This window comes from Granulicella paludicola, from assembly GCF_025685545.1.
In the GTDB taxonomy this organism is placed as follows: domain Bacteria; phylum Acidobacteriota; class Terriglobia; order Terriglobales; family Acidobacteriaceae; genus Granulicella; species Granulicella paludicola.
Genome location: NZ_JAGSYC010000024.1, coordinates 607907 through 630162, shown reverse-complemented (window position 1 = coordinate 630162; position 22256 = coordinate 607907). Strand labels below are relative to the sequence as shown.

The 22256-nt window shown below is 54.9% G+C and carries 16 protein-coding genes and 1 pseudogene; 6 read left to right on the top strand and 11 right to left on the bottom strand.

Going from position 1 to position 22256, the window contains the following annotated elements:
• Positions 1–121: 121 nt before the first annotated feature.
• Positions 122–352, bottom strand: a pseudogene (locus OHL14_RS11885) (DUF1738 domain-containing protein); the annotation flags it as partial.
• A gap of 338 nt (positions 353–690) precedes the next feature.
• Here OHL14_RS11885 and OHL14_RS11880 point away from each other — a divergent pair.
• A complete protein-coding gene (locus tag OHL14_RS11880; protein ID WP_263379561.1) occupies positions 691–1851 on the top strand; it encodes an IS481 family transposase in 1161 nt (386 codons plus the stop codon).
• Positions 1852–2251: 400 nt separating this feature from the next.
• On the top strand, positions 2252–3175 hold the full coding sequence (locus OHL14_RS11875) for an endonuclease NucS domain-containing protein (protein WP_263379560.1): 924 nt from the start codon (positions 2252–2254) through the stop codon (positions 3173–3175).
• A 12-nt stretch (positions 3176–3187) separates the two neighbouring features.
• Here the strand turns inward: OHL14_RS11875 and OHL14_RS11870 are convergent, their stop codons facing one another.
• From OHL14_RS11870 to OHL14_RS11825, 10 genes are all read right to left on the bottom strand, one after another.
• Complete coding sequence (locus OHL14_RS11870) at positions 3188–4129, bottom strand: HNH endonuclease (protein ID WP_263379559.1); 942 nt, start codon at positions 4127–4129, stop codon at positions 3188–3190.
• Between the two features lie 111 nt (positions 4130–4240).
• Positions 4241–7378 carry a type I restriction endonuclease subunit R gene (locus tag OHL14_RS11865; RefSeq protein ID WP_263379558.1) on the bottom strand — a complete coding sequence of 1046 codons (3138 nt, stop codon included), beginning with the start codon at positions 7376–7378 and terminating at the stop codon, positions 4241–4243.
• Positions 7375–8700, bottom strand: a complete 1326-nt coding sequence (locus OHL14_RS11860) for a restriction endonuclease subunit S domain-containing protein (RefSeq protein ID WP_263379557.1) — start codon at positions 8698–8700, stop codon at positions 7375–7377. The genes OHL14_RS11865 and OHL14_RS11860 overlap by 4 nt, the downstream gene beginning before the upstream one ends.
• Entirely contained in the window at positions 8697–9740 is a 1044-nt protein-coding gene (locus OHL14_RS11855) for a PDDEXK nuclease domain-containing protein (protein WP_263379556.1), read from the bottom strand. Before OHL14_RS11855 ends, OHL14_RS11860 begins: the two co-directional genes overlap by 4 nt.
• Positions 9737–11470, bottom strand: coding sequence for a type I restriction-modification system subunit M (locus tag OHL14_RS11850; RefSeq protein ID WP_263379555.1), 1734 nt, complete (start codon positions 11468–11470; stop codon positions 9737–9739). The genes OHL14_RS11855 and OHL14_RS11850 overlap by 4 nt, the downstream gene beginning before the upstream one ends.
• A gap of 87 nt (positions 11471–11557) precedes the next feature.
• Positions 11558–14308, bottom strand: a complete 2751-nt coding sequence (mobF, locus tag OHL14_RS11845; protein ID WP_263379554.1) for a MobF family relaxase — start codon at positions 14306–14308, stop codon at positions 11558–11560.
• A gap of 7 nt (positions 14309–14315) precedes the next feature.
• A complete protein-coding gene (locus OHL14_RS11840; RefSeq protein ID WP_263379553.1) occupies positions 14316–16334 on the bottom strand; it encodes a type IV secretion system DNA-binding domain-containing protein in 2019 nt (672 codons plus the stop codon).
• 33 nt (positions 16335–16367) lie between these two features.
• On the bottom strand, positions 16368–16718 hold the full coding sequence (locus OHL14_RS11835) for a plasmid mobilization protein (RefSeq protein ID WP_263379552.1): 351 nt from the start codon (positions 16716–16718) through the stop codon (positions 16368–16370).
• A 207-nt stretch (positions 16719–16925) separates the two neighbouring features.
• Entirely contained in the window at positions 16926–18065 is a 1140-nt protein-coding gene (locus tag OHL14_RS11830) for a hypothetical protein (protein WP_263379551.1), read from the bottom strand.
• Between the two features lie 181 nt (positions 18066–18246).
• Entirely contained in the window at positions 18247–18399 is a 153-nt protein-coding gene (locus OHL14_RS11825) for a hypothetical protein (RefSeq protein ID WP_263379550.1), read from the bottom strand.
• A 37-nt stretch (positions 18400–18436) separates the two neighbouring features.
• Here OHL14_RS11825 and OHL14_RS11820 point away from each other — a divergent pair, with 37 nt between their 5' ends.
• From OHL14_RS11820 to OHL14_RS11805, 4 genes are all read left to right on the top strand, one after another.
• Positions 18437–19474, top strand: coding sequence for a tyrosine-type recombinase/integrase (locus OHL14_RS11820; protein WP_263379549.1), 1038 nt, complete (start codon positions 18437–18439; stop codon positions 19472–19474).
• An 88-nt stretch (positions 19475–19562) separates the two neighbouring features.
• On the top strand, positions 19563–19733 hold the full coding sequence (locus OHL14_RS11815; protein ID WP_263379548.1) for a hypothetical protein: 171 nt from the start codon (positions 19563–19565) through the stop codon (positions 19731–19733).
• A 38-nt stretch (positions 19734–19771) separates the two neighbouring features.
• Complete coding sequence (locus OHL14_RS11810; protein ID WP_263379547.1) at positions 19772–20269, top strand: Mov34/MPN/PAD-1 family protein; 498 nt, start codon at positions 19772–19774, stop codon at positions 20267–20269.
• Positions 20266–21696, top strand: coding sequence for an AAA family ATPase (locus OHL14_RS11805; RefSeq protein WP_263379546.1), 1431 nt, complete (start codon positions 20266–20268; stop codon positions 21694–21696). The genes OHL14_RS11810 and OHL14_RS11805 overlap by 4 nt, the downstream gene beginning before the upstream one ends.
• Positions 21697–22256 lie beyond the last annotated feature (560 nt).

Genomic DNA, 22256 nt, shown 5'->3' with positions numbered 1-22256 from the left:
CAGCCGTCCATAGAGCCGTCCGCCTCATCCATACTGGCCGCCGTTCTCCATCGCGCGTCACCAGCAACGCCCAAACCCCTATGTTTATTGACGCCAGCGAGGTATAGCACTATGTCACTGCTTTCTGCCGTGCAATCTCAATGATATTGCCGAAACTGTAATTGTGAAAACGTCCCATTGCCGTGAGGTATGCGGTGAGTCCTTCTGAGTGTCCCTGCTCCAACTGCTCGATGAGCGCTTGGACGTTGGCGGCGATAGCCTCTTTCGCTGTCTGTTGCTTTGGCTGCTGCGTCTTGAGATTTTGGGCTAATGGGGTAATGTTTGACGGGGCTGCGATGGTGGCGGTGGTCATGGGTATTCTCTCCTTGGGCTGTTGCCGTTGCTTTTCATGCCATGCGTGGCATGTACCTACATGCCGAACGCCTCCTGGCGAAGGCGGGGTAGCAAGGTGCAAGGGAGGGGTCTCCCCACCCTTGGAGAGGGAGCCGAAGGCGGAACGGAAAGGGCGGAGCGCGGCGGAGGTCTGCACAAGCGAAGCGCGGAAGATTGGGGAAGCCCTTGCGCCGCGCGAGGGCAGCGCCCTTAGTAGGTACCGAGGACATGGTTTACACGAAAGACCGGAAACATCGTTTACAGATACGGAGGTCAGATGGCTCTCTGAGCATTGGTTGAACGCAAGAAGATACGTTCATGCCTTGGAAAGAGATACGTGCCGTGGATCAACGCCTGCAGTTCTTATCGAGTTATCAGAAGGAAGAGATGTCCTTGACGGACTTGTGTCATGAGTACGGCATCTCTCGCCCAACCGCATATAAGTGGATCAAGCGCTATAACGAAGTCGGGCCGGAAGGCTTGTTGGATATTTCGCGCAGACCGCACGGTTGTTCGCATGCAACCTCGTTGAAGTTGGAGAACGAGATTCTTGCATTGCGTAAGCGCTTCCCGTCCTGGGGAGCACGGAAGCTAAAGGCTCGTCTGGAGAAGAAGAACCCGAACGTCGCGTGGCCAGCGGCAAGCACTATTGGTCAGATCCTCCGCCGCGCAGGCCTCACCAACCCTGTTCGCAAGAGACGCAGGACAACCCCATACTCAGAGCCCTTTGCCGAAGTCACCGCACCGAACCAGCTCTGGTGCATGGACTTCAAGGGGTGGTTCCGCACTGGAAACGGTCACCGATGCGATCCCTTCACGATCACTGATGCGTATAGTCGCTATCTGATCCGTTGTCAGGCTGTGACCCGCATGGATACTGCGCAGGTCCTCGCGATCTGCGAGGATGCCATGCGCGAGTACGGTGTTCCCGACCGGATTCGTACAGACAACGGAAACCCCTTTTCTGGAACTGGCGTGTTGGGGCTTTCCCGGTTGTCGCTCAACTGGGTGCGGCTCGGCATCGTCCATGAGCGCATTCAGCCAGGGAAACCACAGCAGAACGGCCGCCATGAGCGCATGCATCGAACACTCAAGCAGGACACGACCAACCCGTCAGCGAAGACACTCCCTGCACAGCAGAAGCGGTTCGATGAGTTCGTTCGCGTCTATAACCATGAGCGTCCTCATGAAGCGCTGCGGAACGAAACACCAGGCAGCGTCTATGTCCCCAGTACGAGACTTCTGCCACGATATACAAAAGCCCATCGGTACCCAGACTCTTTCCAAACGCGGCGCGTAAACGATGCTGGCGACATCAGTTGGCATAAGAACAGAGTCTTCATAAGCCAGGTATTTCGAGGTGAGGATATTGCGCTAGAGAAGATCGAAGAGAACCTCTACCGAGTCCACTTCTGTTCTTTGGAAGTCGGTACGTTCGATGTCAACGACATGCGATTCATTCCAGGTCTTCGCACGTGAAAAGCAAGCGTTGGAAATGCCGAGGAGTGGAAAGCATGGAAAACCATAAAGCCGGTTTTCCACCCTTCCCACTCCTCTTGGAAATCCCTTCGGGATTCCCACATTCCCAACGCTTCGACGGCGACCAGATATCTTATTAAGACCGGGCCTAGCCAGCCATAACCCAGAACTAGAGCCACTTCCTCCGCAAGGGGCTTGTAAACCATCTCCCCGGTCTAAAACGTAAACAGTGTCCCGCTTCGCTCACCTCAGCGAGGTTTGGTTTCCTTATTTGCGCGCAAAGCGCGCCTGATTGGCCCTCTACGCTGTTGCTTGGCGTCCTGGCAGAAGTACCGATTCGAGGCCATAGCTAGTACATTGGGCTAAGCCCGCTGGCGCTCGATGGAAGGAATCGACTCCTATGAAGAGCTACTACCGCGTCATGCTTGGACGCAAAAGCATTTACGCTCCGGAATCTTTGGCCGGAAAGTTTATCGGAGCCGGATTTGATATCAACCAAGACCTGACGAGCAAGCTCCCCGACGAATGGCGAATGTTCAATCAGGAATTTATTCCGATCTATCTAGCAAATCACCCTGATAAATCCAAGATCGGTGCGGGGCTCGCTTGCGGTGCTTTATGGACGGTCGCCAAGGGAATTCAAAAAGGCGACATCGTCCTTTGTCCCGACGGTTCCGGCCAGTATCGTGTTGGCGAGGTGAGTGGAGATTACTACTACCAGCCGGGGGAAATCCTCCCTCATCGCCGCCCTGTTCAATGGTTGAGTGTAAGCATTGATCGAGCCGCATTGAGTGAGGCTTTGAAAAATTCTGCCGGATCGATCGGTACCGTAAGCAATATCTCTCGATACGCCGAAGAGATTGAGAAGCTCATTGGCGACGTCTCGGCTCCGAAGCTGATCTCGACGGATGCCACAGTCGAGGATGCTTCGGCCTTCGCGCTCGAAGCTCACCTTGAAGAGTTCTTAGTAAAGAATTGGGCACAGACAGATTTGGGCAAAGAGTATGACATTTACGAAGAAGATGGAGAGCCAGCACAACAGTATCAGACCGATACCGGTCCTCTCGACATTTTGGCAATCAGCAAAGACAAGACGCGACTCTTGGTGGTGGAACTGAAGAAGGGCCGGGCTAGCGACGCTGTCGTTGGACAAACGCTACGGTATATGAGTTTCGTTCAGGAGGTGTTGGCCGAAAAGGATCAAGTAGTGAAAGGGATCATCATTGCTCTCGAAGATGACCAGAGGATACGACGGGCGCTATCGATGGTTCCGAGCATTGACTTCTACCGCTATCAAATCAGTTTCAAGTTGGTTAAGAACTGAGACTTATATTGGCTAACGAAACACGCTGTATGCATGAAAATCAAGGTTGTCCGAGTGAGGCCTGTAACTCGACTGTGCGGGCTCGCGTATGCGCTCACCGTGTAACTTGTAATACTCCTTGCCGTTGTCGAACTCGTCGCGTATTCGTCTGCTGACCTGAATTCGCCTATCCATAGGATCGATGGTGATGTACCCGTCGTCAAACAGTCGATGTAGATCGCTGCGCATAAGAATGCCATTCGAGACTTCATGGCGCTGCAGAACAGCATAAGGTTTGATGTGGGCGGCGTCGAGGACAGGTAATGTCCGTTCGCCGGACAATGCACAGCGTCGCTCATAAGCATCCGTAATGACGATCCGGAACGAACCTTGCCCAAGCCTTGGTAAAAGGATCTGCGGCTTGCCGACTCCGTGTGATTTGATTGCGGCCAGCGTGGCCGTTTCTTCTTGCAACATTTCTGTGGGCTGTAGCCGCAGCCTCTGTTCAACCTCATTCCAGAGATCACGACCAGTCCCGATCTCGCCGTCATAGCCTTTGCCCTGCACCGTCTGCGATTTGAAATCCGGAGGAGAAGGTATCCACTGTTCCTTTGGCCAGAAAAAAGGCTCAGCAAGTAGCACACAGCCGATAGTGGGGTTATCGGCGGGTTGAATGACCGCACGGCGGTATTTACCGATACGGCGTCGCATCTCAGTCAAAGAGGAAACGCCATTACCTTCACGAAAAGCGTCCCAAGCCAGATTGACCGGCAACTGCTGGAACTTGGTAAAGAAACCACCGCCGACTATGAAATTGTCGGGTGCGTGCAGTTTGAACAAGAGCAGTTCGCCAGGCTCAAGGGCTTTGAAAGTGGCCGTAGGCGATGGCCGCCAAAAGTTCACCTCGTCCACGTTGACGCGTGAGGCGTGGAGGTCGAACCATTCTTTATCAGTAACGCCGACGAATATCCGCATGTTCGTAGTTGAACGGCATTTTACAGGGGGCACTACACCTGTCCGAGCGGTTGGTACTTCAGCAGCGCGCAAACCGGAACTGCGAGTAGAGCAAAAGCAAGGGCTACAAAACTACTCGCCTGGATGTCCTGCGAGGTCCCGAGCCCTCAACGCCTCGTAGAGCTGTGCCGGGCCTAGAAGGACTTCCTTAAGCCCACTTCGGATATGCTCAGACTCAAGCGCCTGCTTGCTGAGAGACGACAGTGCCGAAGAAGCATCCATGATGGCGTTGATAAGTTCGTGATTCAGATCGGGTGAACTGGCGAACTGCTCCTTGCTGTTGCTCACCGCTTGTTGCCTCAATGTATCCGACTCCATCAACTTGCCCTTGAGCACATCGTTCACATAGACGAGCTTGTCGCCTTCGGTGGTATCGGCTCCGAAGAGGTCATTGACCTTCGCGATAATCTCACCGAGACGCGCCTTTTCCTTCTCCTGCACCGCGCCGGAGCCTGCGTCGGTTAGTGGCTTCAACGTCGGCGAATCCCCTTCGCCAAGAGGCAAAGCGCGGTTTCCGCGATCACGCAGTATGTGGTGCGTGAGCACGACCTGCGATAGATCAACTCCGTCCCGCTCGCGGCCAAACTCCAACAGTGGCGTAAGCCGCTTGTAAAAGATGGCTCGCTTCTCCAGCCCTGTATTGCCGTAGTCGAAGATCTGCGACAGGAACGTATAGGCATGACCGAAGCTGCCCATGTCACGCTTGAAGAGCATCAGCGTTTCCATCTCAGCGTGAGCGTCTTCGACCGCACTTTCATCAGATTCAGCCTTCGCGACCTTCCAACGTTCATGAGCTGCTTTGAACTGGCGCACCAGCCTATCCGCCACCGGCTCCAGAGCGCGCACTAGATCGCCTTGCTTCGATTGTGGGTTCAACTCAACCGTCGCCACCCGCTCTACCTCGAACTCGTCATAGTGTCCGGCTGCGTCCAGCTTTGCACGCAGGTTGTAGACGAGGTTTGGATCGGTCACGTCCTCAAGCGTGGCGGTGGTGTAGTAAGTACGGAAGGCTTCCAAGACTTCTTCGGCTTCATTTACAAAGTCCAGGACAAATGTCGTGTCCTTGATACCAAACGCGCCGGAGTAGGAGCGGTTCAAGCGCGATAGCGTCTGTACTGCTTGAATACCGCCGAGCCGTTTATCTACATACATCCCGCATAGCAGCGGCTGGTCGAAGCCAGTCTGGAACTTGTTCGCTACCAGTAGGATTTGGTATTCGTCCGTCTTGAAGGCTTCGCGGATGTCTCGCCCGCGCAGATTCGGATTCAGCACCTGACTGTTCTCGGTGAATGGGTCTTCGCCTGACGCCTTATCGTTTACCTCACCGGAGAACGCGACTAACGCGCTCAAACGATAGCCACGCGACTGAATGTACTTCTGCATGGCTAGCTGCCAGCGCACTGCCTCTAGCCGACTACCGACAACGACCATCGCCTTTGCGTGACCTTCAAGCAGCGGTTGGACATTCTCAAGGTAGTGTTCCACCACCACTTGCACCTTCTGCGAGATGTTGTACGGGTGCAGTCGCACCCAACGCATAATGCCCTTCATCGCAGTGGCACGTTCGACCTCTGTCTCGTCGTACTCCTTGCCGTCATGGGCGAGCCTGAAGGCGAGCTTGTAGGTCGTGTAGTTTTCCAACACATCGAGGATGAAACCCTCCTCGATAGCTTGCCTCATGCTGTAAACATGGAATGCCTCGGGCACGTTCGTCGGTCCTGCTGGCTGATCTGGCTCTGGCTTGCGGCCAAACAACTCCAAAGTCTTTGCCTTCGGTGTCGCCGTGAACGCAACGTAGGTGATGCCCGTATCGGCGGTGCGAGCCGTCATCTGCGCCCGTAGCACGTCATCGAAGCCAACTTCGCCGCCGTCCTCAATCTCCTGCCACTCTTCCGCGCTGAGCACCTGTTTCAGCTTCGCGGCTGCCTCGCCTGTCTGCGAACTATGCGCCTCGTCGGCGATCACAGCGAAGCGTTTGCCTTCCGACGCTGCAAGCTCACGAACCTTCTCCAAGGCGAATGGGAAAGTCTGAATGGTGCAAACGACGATCTTCTTATCACCGGAGAGCGCCTCTGCAAGTTCCTTGCTCTTGCTACCACTGACACCCTTGATACTGGTCACGACACCCGTCGTGCGCTGAAAGTCGAAGATGGCATCCTGCAACTGCTGGTCGATTACATTACGGTCGCTCACCACGATTACTGAGTCGAAGACCTTCTTGTGGTCGGCATCATGCAGGTCTGCGAAGAAATGCGCCGTCCATGCAATCGAGTTCGTCTTGCCCGAACCTGCTGAATGCTGAATCAAATACTTGCCGCCCGCACCCTCCGCCTTAACGGCATTCAATAGCTTCCGCGTAGCGTCAAGCTGGTGGTAGCGCGGGAACAGATAGCGTGTCAGCTTTTTCTTGTCGTCTTTTTCGGTGACGAGGTATCGACCAAGGATGTCGAGAAAGCTCTCGCGCTCCCAGACCTCTTCCCACAGATAGCTCGTTCGATGGCCTGACGGCGATGGCGGATTGCCGGCCCCGCCGTTGTCCCCCTTGTTGAATGGCAAGAAGCGAGTCGCTGGCCCTGCCAGTCGGGTCGTCATCTGGGCCTCGGAGTTGCTGACGGCGAAGTGAACCAGCGCGCCACCGGGAAAGCTCAACAGCGGCTCGGCCTTTTGGCCCTTCTGCTGCGGATGCCGGTCGAAGCGGTACTGGTCTACCGCGTCCTTCACGCTCTGGGTAAAGTCCGACTTCAACTCCACCGTGGCGACGGGAAGGCCATTCAGAAAGAAGACGAGGTCAAGGCAGTTCTCATTGCCTTCGGAGTAGCGCACCTGACGGACCACGCGCAGACGGTTGGCCGCGTATAGGGTGGTGATCGCGATATTGATGCCGGAGGCAGGGCGAAACTGCGCCAGGGCAATCTTGCTCTTCACCGGGAATAGCTCAATGCCGTTCCGCAGAACGTCGAGTGTTCCGCGCGTATCTAAATTCTGCCGGAGCTGTTCGAGTAGCCGGGTGTCGGCTCCAAGTCCGTGTCCCTTCGCCAGTGCTTGCCATGCCTCCGGCTGCGACTCCTGCACCCACGCAATCACGTCCTCTGGGAATAGCGCCCTCGTCCGGTCGTACTGAGCGGAGACGCCCTCTTCATAAAGCCAGCCATGCTGCCCCAGATACTCGGCGATCTCTACCTCGAAGTGAATCTCTTTGTGTAGGCTCATGCGGCCTCTTTCGGGGTGTACTTGCGGACATCGATCTTGCCGGTGACGGCAGCGGAGATGAGGGCGCTCCGACGTTCTTGAAAAAGATCGATAGCACGTTGCGCCGCACTGATAAGGGAATTGAACCGGCTTGTCTGTTCGTCTAAGAACTCCGCGATGCCTGATTGCTCTTCATATTGCGGAAACGCGAATCGGTAACGACGTAATTTTTCGGCGGGCAAATGCTCGATGGTCGCCTCGTTACCTCCTGCGGTAAAGACTCCGGTATGCAAGGCCCAGAACATTAGGTAGAAGAAATATCGCGGGTGATCTGTGTCTGCGGCTCGCGGCCTGAGGCGATGCAGTGCCTTCTGGTAGTAGCACTCAAGATCAGACGACCAAATTGCCGTTCGTCCTGGATAGCTTCCGCCTTCGTTGATGAGCAAGTCACCCGCACGAAGACGAAACTTGCAACGTGCGTCCTCATCAAAGTCCATCAGTGGGAGGTCATCGACATTGATGCTATCCCACTGAACGTCGACTACCCGAAGATATGGCCTTAGATTTTCCCCGGTGATCTTCAAGGTATCCAACATCTTTCCCAGTTGTACGTCATACCGATACGCGACAGGTACAACGGTCCAATGATGCGGGACATCACCAACCCAGTCAATCCTTGAATCCTTCATCTGGACATCGGGGTTGAGGCCCTTTGTGACAGCGTGCGAGATGACAGCCTGACGCTTATTCTTTAGCAACTCGATCAGTCGCAGCTGTTCCTCCTTCAGCGCATCGATCTTCGCTGTCTCGTAATCGAGGAACCTGGCAATCGCGGTTTGTTCACACACGCTAGGGAACGGGAGGGGCAGTCCTCCGAATTGCGCATAGCTGATGCTGCGCCCTTCACGAATTCCATCCGTAACGGACGATAACGCATCAATATAGGGTGGACTTTTTAACAAGTATTCCCAATACTTGGCATCGATATTCTTGGTGTTTCTTAGCACAGTGTATGCGGTACTGACACATCCTCGATAATGGCTCTTCTCGATCCCTCCCTGAAAGCTCCTCAAACTGATGATGAAGTCGTCGATCTCAACGTGTTTGAATGCGTCTGTTCCTTTCAAAGCGAGAACAACTTTTTGTTGCTCAAGTTCCATGAACAGTGTCTGCGGTATTACCCCATATTTTTGCGTTGCCGACAATTGAGGATCATCGGGCAGGGAGGCAGTCCGCTTCTGGGCAAATACCCGTCTTCCATCGAGAACGTCCCAATGCGATGGCACTTTGCCGAACCATGTAGGCCCGCTGTCCTTGTATCGCTCATAGCGCGGGAAACTCATTCAGCGTCACCTTCCCGCGAGTCTTGCATGTAAAACTCATGAAGCTTGGCCTGGAGCAGCTTTCTGTCGGGAAGCGCCGTCTGATACTCGGCGATGAGTGCAGGTGACAGAGTGCGGCTCAATGCGTATTCCACCACCTTATCTTCCTTGCTGGCGCAGAGCAGGACACCGATGGAGGGCTGTTCGTGCGGCTTACGCACGTCGCGGTCCAGCGCCTCCAAATAGAAAGTCAGCTTGCCGAGATGTTCAGGCTCGAACCGCTGCACCTTGAGTTCAAACGCAACCAGGCAGTTGAGGCCACGATGAAAGAAGAGCAGGTCGAGCGCAAAGTCCCTTGTCCCCACCTGCACGGGAAACTCCGAGCCGATGAAGCAGAAATCCCGGCCAAGCTCCAGCAGAAAATCCTTCATCCGGTTAAGCAATGCGCGGTGAAGGTCATTCTCAGTGTGTTCGCGCGGCAAGCCGAGGAACTCGACGTTATAGGCGTCCCTGAAAACATCTACTGCCTCTGGGTGCATTTGTCTCACCACTGCCGAGACTTTTGGCGGCGACAGCACAACGCGCTCAAACAGAGCTGCGTTGAACTGGCGTTCCAACTGGCGGCTTGACCAGCGTTCCTTCGCTGCCATGCGGACGTAGAACTCGCGCTCTTCGGGCCGCTTGCTCTGGCCAAGGATGATGAGGTGATGGGTCCAGGGTAATTGTCTCAGCAGTGCCGAGACAATTGCTTCATCCCTATATGCCTCGTAAAACTGCTTCATTCTGAATAGGTTGGGACGGGAGAAGCCGCGTAGTCCTGGATGCGAATGGGCGATGAACCGAGCCAGGTTCTCGACCGTCCCAGAGCCCCATTGGGCAGCTTCAATCTTGCGGCTAATGTACTCGCCTACCTGCCAGTAGAGGTCGATGAGCGCAGTGTTTACGGCGCGGTAGGCGTTTTGCTGAGACGTTGCGATCAATGCAACGATCTCGGTAAACCCGTCGGGATCGGGCTGCGGCACCGCCATCGCGGACTTCTGTCGTTTCGGCTTTGTCGTCATGCGCTCAACCCCGCAATCATCGTCAGGATACGGTCGGTGACGACCTTGAGGTCGGCGTCGATCTCCGCAAGCTCCCGTGGTGGCTTGAAGACATAGAAGTGCCGGTTGAACGGGATCTCATACCCTACCTTCGTCTTTTCATGGTCGATCCAAGCGTCCGGCGCATGAGGCAACACCTCCCGCTCGAAGTAAACCTCCACATCCTCACTGAGCGGAACATTCTCGGTGTCGCGGAGGTCGGCATCGGGCATCGGCTTTCCCTTCATCTTGCCCTTCGTGCCGAGGACAACCTTGCCCTCAGCGTCGCGCAAAGGTCGCTCAACCGTGATCGTCCGATAGCCAAAGCTCTCGTTCGGGAAGATAAGCGAGATCGGCACACCGTCGCGCCGAACTTCCTTGAACTCGCAGAAGATGCGCGTGATTTCGTCGATGTGGTCCGGGCTAAGCTCTTTACGCTTGTCGCCCAGGCTCTTCCGCATCCGCTGCCAAAAGCTGGAGGCGTCGATCAACTGCAGCTTGCCCTTGCGGTGCGGCAGCTTGTGGTTCGTCACAACCCACAGGTAGGTCGAGATGCCGGTGTTATAGAACATCTCCGTAGGCAACGCGACGATGGCCTCAACAAGGTCACTCTCCAAGAGATATTGCCTGATATTGCTCTCACCTGAACCGGCCCCACCCGTAAACAGCGGCGAACCGTTCTGAACAATGCAGAACCGCGCCCCGCCATCGGCAAGCGGGCGCATCTTCTTTACCAGATGAAGCATGAACAAAAGCGAGCCATCCGAGATGCGAGGAAGTCCCGGCCCAAATCGCCCATTGAAGCCTTGCTCCTCGTACTCTTTGCGGACGGCCTTCTCGGACTGCTTCCACTCAACACCGAACGGTGGATTGGAAAGCATATAGTCGAACACCTGATGCGCGTGGCCGTCATTGGCGAGCGTGTCACCCGGCTTAATATTCGCCACATCCTGCCCTTTGATGAGCATGTCGGCTTTACAGATGGCGTAGGACTCATCATTCAACTCTTGACCGGATACAGTCAGCCGCGCCTTCGGGTTGTGCTCATGCACCCATTCGCCTGCCACAGAGAGCATTCCACCGGTGCCGGCTGTCGGGTCGTAGATCGTCCTGACGACGCCGGGTTTGGAAAGAACATCGTCATCCTCGGCAAAGATGAGGTTGACCATGAGGCGAATGACCTCGCGGGGAGTGAAGTGCTCACCAGCCGTCTCATTAGAGAGTTCGGCAAACTTGCGAATCAACTCCTCGAAGATGGTGCCCATGTCCGCATTGCTCACCTTGTCCGGGTGCAGGTCGATCTTGCTGAACTTTTCTGTGACGAGGTAGAGCAGGTCGGCGTTGGCAAGCCGGTCGATCTGCGCCTCCAGCTTGAAGCGGGAGAAGATGTCTTTGACGTTCGGCGAAAAGCCATGGAGGTAAGCCGCAAGGTTCATCGCGACGTTATCCTGATCGCCAACGATGGCCTTCAAGTCCATCGGCGAAGTGTTGTAAAAGGTGTTGCCGGACGCCCGAGTCAGATAATGATTGACGCCGTCCCCAGAGACATCACGCTTGGCAGTCTCCTTCAGAACAGCTTGCTTCGTTGGCTCTAGGACACAGTCCATCCGACGCAAAACTGTAAACGGCAGAATCACTTGGCCATATTCATGGGGCTTGTACTTGCCACGCAGCAAGTCCGCCACTGACCAGATGAAAGAGGAAAGATTCATACCGAATCTTACCGTGTCAGCCATGCGGGGAGCATTAGCCGCCAATATATCGGCCAACCGGTACCGTTCAAGGCACAACTTTCAAATTCAGCCGTTCAATCTCAGTTCCAGCCCAATTGCATGGGAGCGGACAGGCTGAGGATCTATTTTTTCTGCCATCGCTTCCGGCTGCAGCGCCATCGATTTGGAAACATCTCGACTCAGCTCCTGTCCAAGCGTCTTGGCATCGTTCGTATACATCTGAACGTCATACTGAGCCCGTGAGACAGATACATACGTCATACGGCTGTTAAGCAGCTCTGAATGTGCCTGGGCAGAGTCCACATGGATCAGCACCCGATCCGCTGTCTGCCCTTGACTGCTATGGCTAGTGACGGCGTATCCGTAGTCCAGATGAGGATGCTGTAGCGCATTGAATTCGACCTCTCGGCCTGAGTCCATCCGAAGCTTAAGATTGCCTCCACCGTCTATACTCTCGACCTTGCCGAGCTCTCGGTTTGCGAGCTTTTGTTCGTGGTACGGAGCCGTCATCTGTACACGCTCGCCCTCTGCAAAGGTGCGCCAACCCTCTTGGTATACCGTGACACCTTGCAAGCGACGTGGATCGTAGACGACCTGTTCGCCATTCTTCCGTTCGACGGTTAGTGCGTTCTCTTTGGGTTCGATCCGGACGACCTTTGTGTACTGTCCTGCTTCGATGCCGAGCGATTTACTGCCTTTGGAATATCGGATCACGTCACCAACTTGGTAATTCTGAGCGTGCTGCCTATCCGCACCGGTCAGGTCCTGACGGGTGAAGAGCAGGCGCAACCCGTGTTCCTCTCGGCGGACCTGCCCCTTGTCTTGCATGGAACGATGGATATTCTGATTGATCTCGCGGCGCGATTCATTGTCTGGTGACACCACAAGCGTTCTATCTGGGGAACGTACATACTCTCGGGAGATTTCCCGAATTCGCTCAGCTCGATCACCGATCTCATGGACCCGCCCTTGGCTATTGAGATTTCCGATAGCCTCTCGAACATCGCCTCGTGCAAGCTTCTCCACTACCTCTCTAAGCGCGGGATCTTTTTGCCTAATGATTTCGTCAAGCTGCGCCGTCCTCAAACCGGCATCCTGCAACTGGGCATAGGGCCTTCCCGCTTCGACAGCTTCATGCTGGCGCGAGTCCCCAACAAAGAGTACCCGGTCATGGTCATTCAAGCGCTCGACAAACGTATGCAACTGCTTCGTACTGGCCATACTCGATTCGTCAATTACGTAAACTCGCTTTTGTCCATCCTCCGGCTGTTCACCTCTGGCAAGGTGGCGCTGCAAAGTCTGGGTCTCCATACCTGCTTCGCCCAACTTCTGAGCCGCACGAGATGTCGGCGCAAGTCCCTCCACCCGGTATCCAGCCGCTTCGGCGGCCTCACGAACAGCCGCCAGAGATGTTGTTTTCCCCGCCCCGGCGACTCCCTCCAGTGCCATCATCTGGTCGCGATTGGTCAATATCGTCTCGACTGCGCTGCGCTGGCTCACGCTCAAATGAGAATGATGTTCCATCGTTTGCTGCCGCACGGTGCCATCCACAAACACTTCACGATTTCCCTGGCCCCGCTTCATTCGGTCGATCACTTCTCGTTCATACCCTTGCATCTCTACTGTCGTAAAAGCCCGCCCCGCATAACCCACTCGATGCGGAACTTCGATCAACTCACGTGATTCAACCCTCTTCGAGAACTCAGCCCTGATCTCTGGCAATCGAGATTCGCCCATGGTGTGCTTCAACGCATCTCGTAAAATCGAACGCTCGTCAGAGACAGCCTCGCGCTCCATGCCACGCTCTCTCGCGTAGTTGATTCCACTCTGCGCAGCGACCTGCGAGCCGTCCGGCTTCAATTCTGTTCCTGGGCGTTGGGATGCTTCAGCAAGGACACGCTGCGGCTGATTACCGTGCTCGACAGCCATCGTTTGGTGGCGGACTAGCACCTCTTCACGCGATAGCGCCTGCTTCGCATCGCGGGTCTGGTGGGCGGCGATCTGCGCCGCCCCCGCGCCCTCCCGACCCTGCGCCTCCAGGTGTTCTTTGATCTGTTGCCGTCTGGGGCTTGATGCTTCCAGATACTCTTTCGAATAGCCCTTTATCTCCGGCTGCCCATGCTCTCCCCGTTCGATTTCATAACCGAACCGCTGCAACTTTAGAGCAAGCTCTGAACGATAGACCGCCGTCGCATACTGCTGCGTTTTATAAAGCTCCTGAGGCTGAAGGGCCCGCGTGGTGCCATCCACAGTTTCCGTTACGTTGAAGACGACTGCATGTGTATGGAGCTGCGGTGCAGCATAGCCATTCACTGGGCGGCTGCTATCGTGTTCGAATTTGGCGACCGCCCACGCGCCTGTCGTCTGGGCGGGATAGTTACCTCCAATCCGGGCCTGAACGTACCGCTCCATTTCATCAAGTGCCGTACGCACGCTCTGGCGATGGGCTTCACGAACACGCTCATCGCCCCCGACCAAAGCGGTTAGCGAAACCGATTTTGGGGCACTGAACGTCGCATCCCACCCGGCGCGATGCTCCATCGAATGCACCTTTCCGCCCCGGCTGTCGGTGTATTCCCTGGCTACCTGATGCCTGACGAGCTGCTCACCGCTCTCGGGATGCTGTCCTTCTGAGAGCCTTATGAATTGCCGCTCCTGAACGTCTCCAGATAAGCCCCAACGTTCAGCAAGCTGCCCTTGCCACTCTCCAAGCACTCTTTCGCCCTCGGTGTAATAGTTCTCACGAGCGTTCGCGAATTCCTCGCGGTGGTACAACTGCGCCTGTCCCGCGCTGACCGGTTTGGAGATCGTCACCATATCGCAATCACTCGAAGTGTGGGCCTTGTTCGTTCACAACCTCACGGCGTTTCTCAGAGACTTTCACAGAGGTTGGCGGTTTCTTTGAGACTTCCACCTTCATCGCCTCCTCCTGTTCCTCAGAACCGACTACTTCTGGTTTCGGAGAGGTCGTTGACGGCATCGGCGGGCTAAGCTTTCGTTCAACGAATTTCGCCACGTTGCTCTGCAGACTCAAATAAGGAAAGCGCATCGGAAGAACCAAATTTCCATGCTTCATGTACCCATGCAAAGGGTCCAAGCCACCAACTTCAGACGCCATGACGAGGGGCTCCCTCGTGATGTCTCGTTGTTCACTTTCTGAGTTCTGAGGAAACTTTCCGTGCGTTCTCGACTCCCGGAAACGTTCGATCTCGATCTCTCCAATGGCCTTTGAAATCCACTCCGAAGCTCCGGGTTCACTCGTCTTGAGAAAGATCTTCGTGGCGGGCTGCGACAGCATGGCCTCGGAGACATGCCCGTAGAGCGCCTCAACTTGGGCCTTCCCTTGGAAGCCGAGGACCATGGGGTTGTTGGACTTTCGATTCTCCGTGACCGCCGTCGTAAGCTGCGGAAGCCGCTGCAAACTCGCAAGCTCATCCAATACGAACCAGGTCTTCCGCTTCACCTCTGATTCATCATTCATCATCCGTAGAACAAGCAAATCCAACCACAGACTCATCAGAGGACGCATTCGCTCGCGCATCGTGGGTTTGGACGTGAGGAAGATCCAACCCTTGCGTTGCTTTGACCATTCCACAGTGTTCCACCGGCGCTGTGTCTCGATCTCCTCTGGCAGCAATTTGAAGGCGTCCGCCACCATATTTAGCGAGCCCAAAACACCCGACCTTTGGGCTGCTGCGGAGCGGTCGATCATAGCCTCCATCTCTGTACCCTCGACGCGTTTGTCGATCTCTTCTGCATGGCACATCCAGTAAGTAAGCTCTTCTGGCGTGGGCTTCAAGTTGAGCAGATGGGCGAAGATTTTCCTCGGCGCTTCAACGAAGAAACGGTTTTCGCGGCCCTGATCTGGAAAGAGCGAAGCGGAAAGCGTGAGCGCCTCGGCTTCGTGCGGGACCTCGTCGCCAGGGCTCCAGTACGGACATCTGCCGTCGAGCGGATTCAGGATCACATCACCGCGCGCTTCGCTGTAAAACTGCGGCAGATACTCCAGCGCTGGGTCATATACGATGGCAGCTTCCCCACGTTCCCAAACCTGGGCGAGTATCTGCCGGATCGCTGCCGACTTGCCGGTCCCTGAATCACCGACGATCAGGAAGTGCATCGCCTCCCGATCACGTGGAACACGCGCCCATTGGCTGGCCTTCTTCCTGAAAAGCCTATCGGCCAAAGTTCGTTCTTCGTTGATGAATGAAACACCGTCAGGCAATCGCAATGAGAAGACACTCGATACGCCCAACTTCTCGTTGAACTCTGCCGTCGTGACCAATTCTGGCCCACGCAGTCTCCGCCCATGTTTATAGAGCAACTGTCGTGCGCGATCCTTGGGAATTGCGAAGCAAAGCCCCAGTGCGAAAACGAAGATTGAAAGGTAAAGCGGTCTTTGTGCATGATCCCAGAAACCCTGATCTTGGTAGATCCAATGACTCATGAACTCGTGAATTAAGTGGTCGTTGAAAGTCCCCGTGTACCAACGAAGCCCGACCAGTCCGTGGTCAGTTCCTTCACGAGTCAGCCGATACAGAATGCGCCCGTCGGCTTGGACTTCCTTCTCGGCCTCATCGCCCAGAATGAATCTCAGTTGTCCTTTTGCGGTCACTCCTTCAAGCAGCTCATACCGCCCCCGTGCTGTTGCAGATGCCGCACCACGCACCCCACTTTTAAGATAGCTGCCGAGATAGATTTTCTGCGCGAAACCCCAACTGTTGGCGTATTCGGTCACCATTGTTCCTGCGAAGAAGAAAAGTGCAGCGAAGACCGCTGTCCATGTCCATAGTGGCTTCCTACTCGGCCACTTCGCGTAGGTTTTTCGTCCCCATTCTGGCATCTCAACCTCCTCGTTTGCGCCGCCGTTACCGTGTCATTTCATATCCAAATCTGCTAAACGCGCACCCGCCAAACGCTCCATTGCGCGCATCATCTTGTCGGCGTCCGTGCGATCGATAAGTGCCTGTGTCGACTCCGCCGTAACCGGCTTTCCCTGGGAGACGGAGAAGATCAGGTTGATAAGAATTGTTCGAAGGGCCAACACCTCGGCCAACGCGACTTCGCCGACATTCGACGTTGCTTCAACCGGCGTGGCAAGAAGGGATCTTCTCACCCACGTAGAAAGTGTGAGCCCGGTGTTCTTGGCGCGCGCCTCCAAAAGAGCGAGTTCAGCCTCGCTGACTTTGGTGCCAACCGACTTTGTGAGAATGGCCTGTCGCTTCACATGGCCTCCCGTAGCTGAGGGATGACGTGCTACACAAACGTGCTGCGAATGAGGATTTTGAGCGAAAAAACCAAAGGTTCCTCGCAGAAACCTCAAATCGCCAAGTCCTTGTCTATGAACTCGTTACTCCGGAGAAACCCAGGTTGCTACGCAGCAACCATTCTGGGGTGACGTGTCATCTACTGCCGGTGCGAAGCACCGTTTGCCTTACAGCTCGCCATACTGAAGCACAAGGCCATCCCATAAGCGGCTGACTTCGGGTGATTCCCAGGCGAGGCGAAACAGCTCCTTGACCGATTTCCACTGGGCTTGCGTGAAACTGAACGTAATGCCGTTATCGTTGGCGCGGAACGCTGCCGTAATGGAACCGTCTTCCTGTTCGCTCGTGTACCCGGCGAAGTAATAGCCAGTCCAATAGGAAGCCTTCTTGGAGACATCGAACTCGTTCAACATCGAACGAAACTCAGATATCCTCGGATACCGACTCAATGGATAGAGCGGAGCCAAGTCGCCGGGGAAGTTCAAACAGAAAGAGAACTCCCCTCCGTCCACTCTCACGAACGTCAAGATATAGCCGTCATATTCGATCCACGGCAATGGAAGTTGCACGACATTACCCAAGTCTTCGTCAGAGGAAAGCCGGTCTCGCAATGGCTCCTTCGCATGGAAGTAATGACCGCGCGCGCACACCCTCCAGAGCACATCCCAATGCGGCCACAACATGTCATTCAACTGCTCGATGTTGGGAAACTTCTCTTCTTCCAAAATCACGTAGAGATTTCGCGCCAGGAGCGTCGGCTTCCACTGGTTCTTTCGGGGATTCTTCAGAGTCAAAATGGTGGCCTTAATGGCGCGTCGAAGCAACGCCGAATCTGCCTCTCGCAATTCCTTTTCGATACCCACTTCACGGACCGGAAGATTGCTGAGGTAATACTGATCTCGCGAGCTCGGGGACGCCGTTTGCATGTCGTATAGGGCACCAAACGCTTCAAGGATTCCTGCAAGGGAAGCGTAGGAGATCTTGTTCGGGGTCGTGTTCGCAAATGCCTCTGCCCCTTGGTGGCAGTAGTACGCCACGAGGGTCCACTCCGCCTGTGATAGCAGGTGTCTTCCCTCCGCCTTATGACGGATTCGCAGGAGAGACTCTGTCGGATCACCGAGCAGCTCTACAAGCTCAAGACGATCTTCCCTGGCAGACTCAAGAAGCTGCTTCGCAACCTCTGATGTCGAGACGGTATTACCGCTCTTGGAGTAGATGATTTCCTTCAGGCGCTCAAGTCGACCACGCAGAGCCTCAGAAACGCGCACTGAGATAACCGGCTGTTGTAGATTTGGTTTTTCTGCCATGACGACACCTCGCAGATACGAAAAATATGTATCGTTACAACTTGACAATAGGTATTTGATTCATTATTGTCAAGTGATGTTCGACCTCTAGGGGTAGAAAATGCGTCTTGGGCCATCCATCCAGCAACGACTAATCCGCACTCGGCAAGCCGCTGAGTATCTCTGTATGAGCGAGTGGAAACTACGCCGGCTCATCCAAGACGGACTGCTCCCCCACCTGCACGACGGCGAGGGCTCTCCCTTCCTTCTCGACATCCGAGATCTGGACGCGTACGTCGAAAAGCACAAACACCACGGCACCGACGATCCGATCTTTCGCCCGCTGCCAGTTCATGAACCCTCAACCTCATCGAAACTGAAGGGAGACGACTATGCCGCGTCCTCGGGGAACAGGAAGCCTGTATCTGCAGAAAGACAGCGCGGTCTGGTGGATCAAATACCATCGCAACGGAAGATCGTTTCGTGAATCCACCCGGACGACGGACAAACGTGTAGCCAATCGCATCCTCGGAAAGCGCCTGGCAGAGATCACCACGAGCACCTTTGTCGGACCCGTACATGAGCGCATTACCGTAGCTGAATTAGCAGAAGATCTATTTCGCGACTACCGCATCAACGGGCGCAAGACGACCGACGATGTGCAGACCCGTTGGCGGCTGCATATTGAACCCTTCTTTGGACCCAAGCGTGTCTCCGATGTGACAAGCGATCTCGTAGCGAAGTACATCGATCACCGTCAGACAGAGAGTGCGTCAAACGCGACGATTAACCGCGAAATGGCCGCGCTCAAGCGGATGTTCCGTATCGGCATGTACGCCACCCCACCAAAGGTCTTCCGACTGCCAAAATTCCCCAAGCTAATGGAGGACAACATCCGCACTGGCTTCCTCGAAGACGCTCAATATAGGAAGCTCATCGCGTACTGTCCCGATCTTTGGTTCCAAGCAGTCGTAGAGATGGGCCGGACCTACGGCTGGCGCATCAGCGAACTCATTAATCTCAAGGTTGGTCAGGTTGACGTGGAAGCTAGAACGATTCGATTGGAACCAGGAACGACGAAGAACAAAGACGGAAGAGAGGTCACGATGACGACCACCATCCACAACCTGCTCACACAGTGTGTAGCGGGCAAGTCCTCAGCCGATTCCGTTCTCACTCGCCCCGACGGAAAGCCTGTCAGAGACTTCCGTGAGACGTGGGCTAACGCCTGCCAATGCGCCGGAGTACCCGGCCTGCTCTTCCACGATCTTCGCCGCACAGCAGCTCGCAATTTGCGGCGCGCCGGCATCGCGGAGGGTGTCATCATGAAAATTGGCGGCTGGCGAACCAGGAGCGTCTTTGAGCGTTACGCGATTGTTTCGCAGACAGATATAGCAGAGGCTTTGAAGAAGTTGGAGGCGACTAACTAGAGGTCTAGATGCCTGCTGATTCGCCACCGGCAAGTAGGCCTGCCCACTGTTTAGCGGATGATCGTGCATCGATGGTCCCCTAGCGTGCATGGTCACGATTCCATTTTTCGCAGCTGGCGATATGTCCTTCTACCCGAAATTTTTAACGGAGACCATTCAGAAAGCATGCGAATGGCCGCAGGACGTTCACGCCGTTAATTTATATTTCCTCCGCCCTGTTGACCCGATCCGAGACATGCTGATCGCCCTTAAGCAGTAATGCAGTCGCGAAGAAGACGCTTCTGTTACCCTGCAACTATGGCGGGATTTCGCTTAGCTGACATCGAAGAAGTGACGGTAGCCCGAGACGTAGTCGCTGCAACCCTGGAAACTCTCCAGGCGTATGGCAAACACGGCTTTGAAGGTCTCGTGCTGTGGCTTGGCGAAGTTTCGGGCCGCACAGCCTTTGTTACACGAGCGTTGGTCCCTGATCAGGAACCGACCAAGAGCGAAGATGGGGTAGGCTATTTCGTTGACGGAGAAACGCTCTTTCGCTTGAACCGTGTTCTCGCTTCGTCGGGGCTCCGTCTGCTGGCGCAGGTCCACAGTCACCCGACAAATGCATATCACTCCGAAGCCGATGACCGATATGCAATCGTGACAGCGGAGGGTGGCCTTTCACTGGTCGTTCCAAATTTCGGCAAAGCTCCTTTCGAACCTTGTGCTTGGGCGGTCTACAGACTTTCGGGTGGTCAGTGGAAACACATGGAACATTCGCAGGCCCAGAATCTAATCCGGGTTGGCATTTCATCATGAGTCTTTTATCGGTGCGTCTTGAGAATTTTCGTGGCTTTAGCGATGCGTCCATTGACACGAAACCACTCACAGTACTCGTGGGCGCGAACAGCTCAGGAAAATCTTCTTTCAGCCATGCACTTTCTGCAATGGCGCATGCTCAACGACTGTATTCCAATTCACCCACTCTCACGCTCACTCCAGTGTCCAATCTGGAAGATTGGCCCGCAGATCTTGGCGATCTCGCCGATTTGCGGAAAGCAGGCTCGGACGGGTCTGTATGCATCTCGATACGGACGGACGAAGGGACTATCCGGTGGGGCTTTGGCTTGAGCATAAAAGATGAACGTGAACGTTCTCTGGAAATTAGTCTCGTTGAGCAGCCTGTCGGAGTCGGCATGGGAAGTCACGAAGGGACTATCGCCCTACCTTCTCAGTTCAGCCCCATCGCTGTAAGCGGAGCCAACTTCACAGGAATGAACACGCCTGATCGGAACATGCAAACTCAATCATTTCGGAAGGTTAGTTTGCGTCAATGGCAAGAAGCTCCAGACGAGACTGAATCGTTTGTCGACCTGAGGGGTCTCACGGTTAACAGCGTCACCCATGAGCGTGGGACGCATGTGCAGCTGAACAATTTGATAACGAGAGAAGTGAAGTCCATCTTTGAAGGTCTCACCTATCTCCGCGCGATACGTGTACGTCCTAGTCGGAACTACCAAAGGCGAGTTTCTAATGCGCAGCTGCCCATCGGCTATGGAGGCGAAGGTTTCGCAGATGTTTTGCACGACCGAGCCGGTGAAATTATCAAGTTCGTCGAACCTCCCATAGAAGAGCAGATGTCCAAAGGACCGCATCAGTTTTTGCGAAGTAAATGGACAGCCTCAAGCGATACCCTTCTCGAGGCTGTGAATTCTTGGCTGCGGCACATGGGTCTCGCGACGGAGGTTGAAGCCCGCCAAAATCCGGCTCAACCCTCTCTGTTGCAAATACGGATTAAGATAGGCAGCGGAAGCCCACATGACATCTCAGAAGTGGGTTTTGGGTTGAGCCAGATCTTGCCGATAGTCATTTCTGGTCTCTTACAATCGTCCAATGCTCCCTTTATCGTCGATCTTCCCGAGGCGCATCTACATCCTCGTCCGCAAGCTGCGGTAGCCGATTTCTTTTGTGGGATGGCGCTTGGTGGAAAGCGCTGTATAGTCGAAACTCACTCTGAAATGTTTGTGAACCAGTTGCGCCTGCGCGCCGAGATGGACCCGGAACTCTCGGAGATGATCGCCATATATTTTTTAGACGAACCTTCTGACGGACACTGCAACCAGCCGCGTCCGATTGGTCTCGGGGAGAAAGATCAGATTAGATGGCCTCAGGGGTTTTTAGAAGAGGCCTGGGATATCGAATCAAAGATCAGCAACATCCGCATTGCTAGGCGGGCTCAAGCGTGAATGTATTGGTAGACATGGGTCTCACCGACGGTGTTCGACCTGACTGGGATAAGATCTCGAATTCGCTGAAGGCTTTAAGCGATGTCACCCGCCGTGAGCTGCTAGAGCCAGTTCCCTGCATTGAGCAGGCCAACTTTTTCGCCGCTCGTGAAGCACCCGAAATGAGAGGCCCCAAACGACAGCTTATTGAACGGACATTGAGTCAACTCGTGTGTTGGGAAATCCCATCTTCCCTATGCGAGGCCAAAATCGTTGACGGACCGCGCGATTTGGGCCCTCTTTGGATGCAATGCCTCAGAGAGTCGCTATCTGGTACCGACGATTGGAGAAGCCCGCAAATTCTTGTCGTTAATGAGCGTAGATCGTCTTGGCCCATGTCCCACACGGTGGGACTTCTAGCGGAGGCCTGCTCTGACCTCGTTGCGATCGCCCAGCGTGACGTTCCACTGATACATATAGATGAATATGCGGAGCATCCATATGCAAGGTCAGACCGGGATCCATGGGATCTACGAGCCCATCACCCGCCCCAACAGGAAGCAGCAAGCCACCAAAACCAG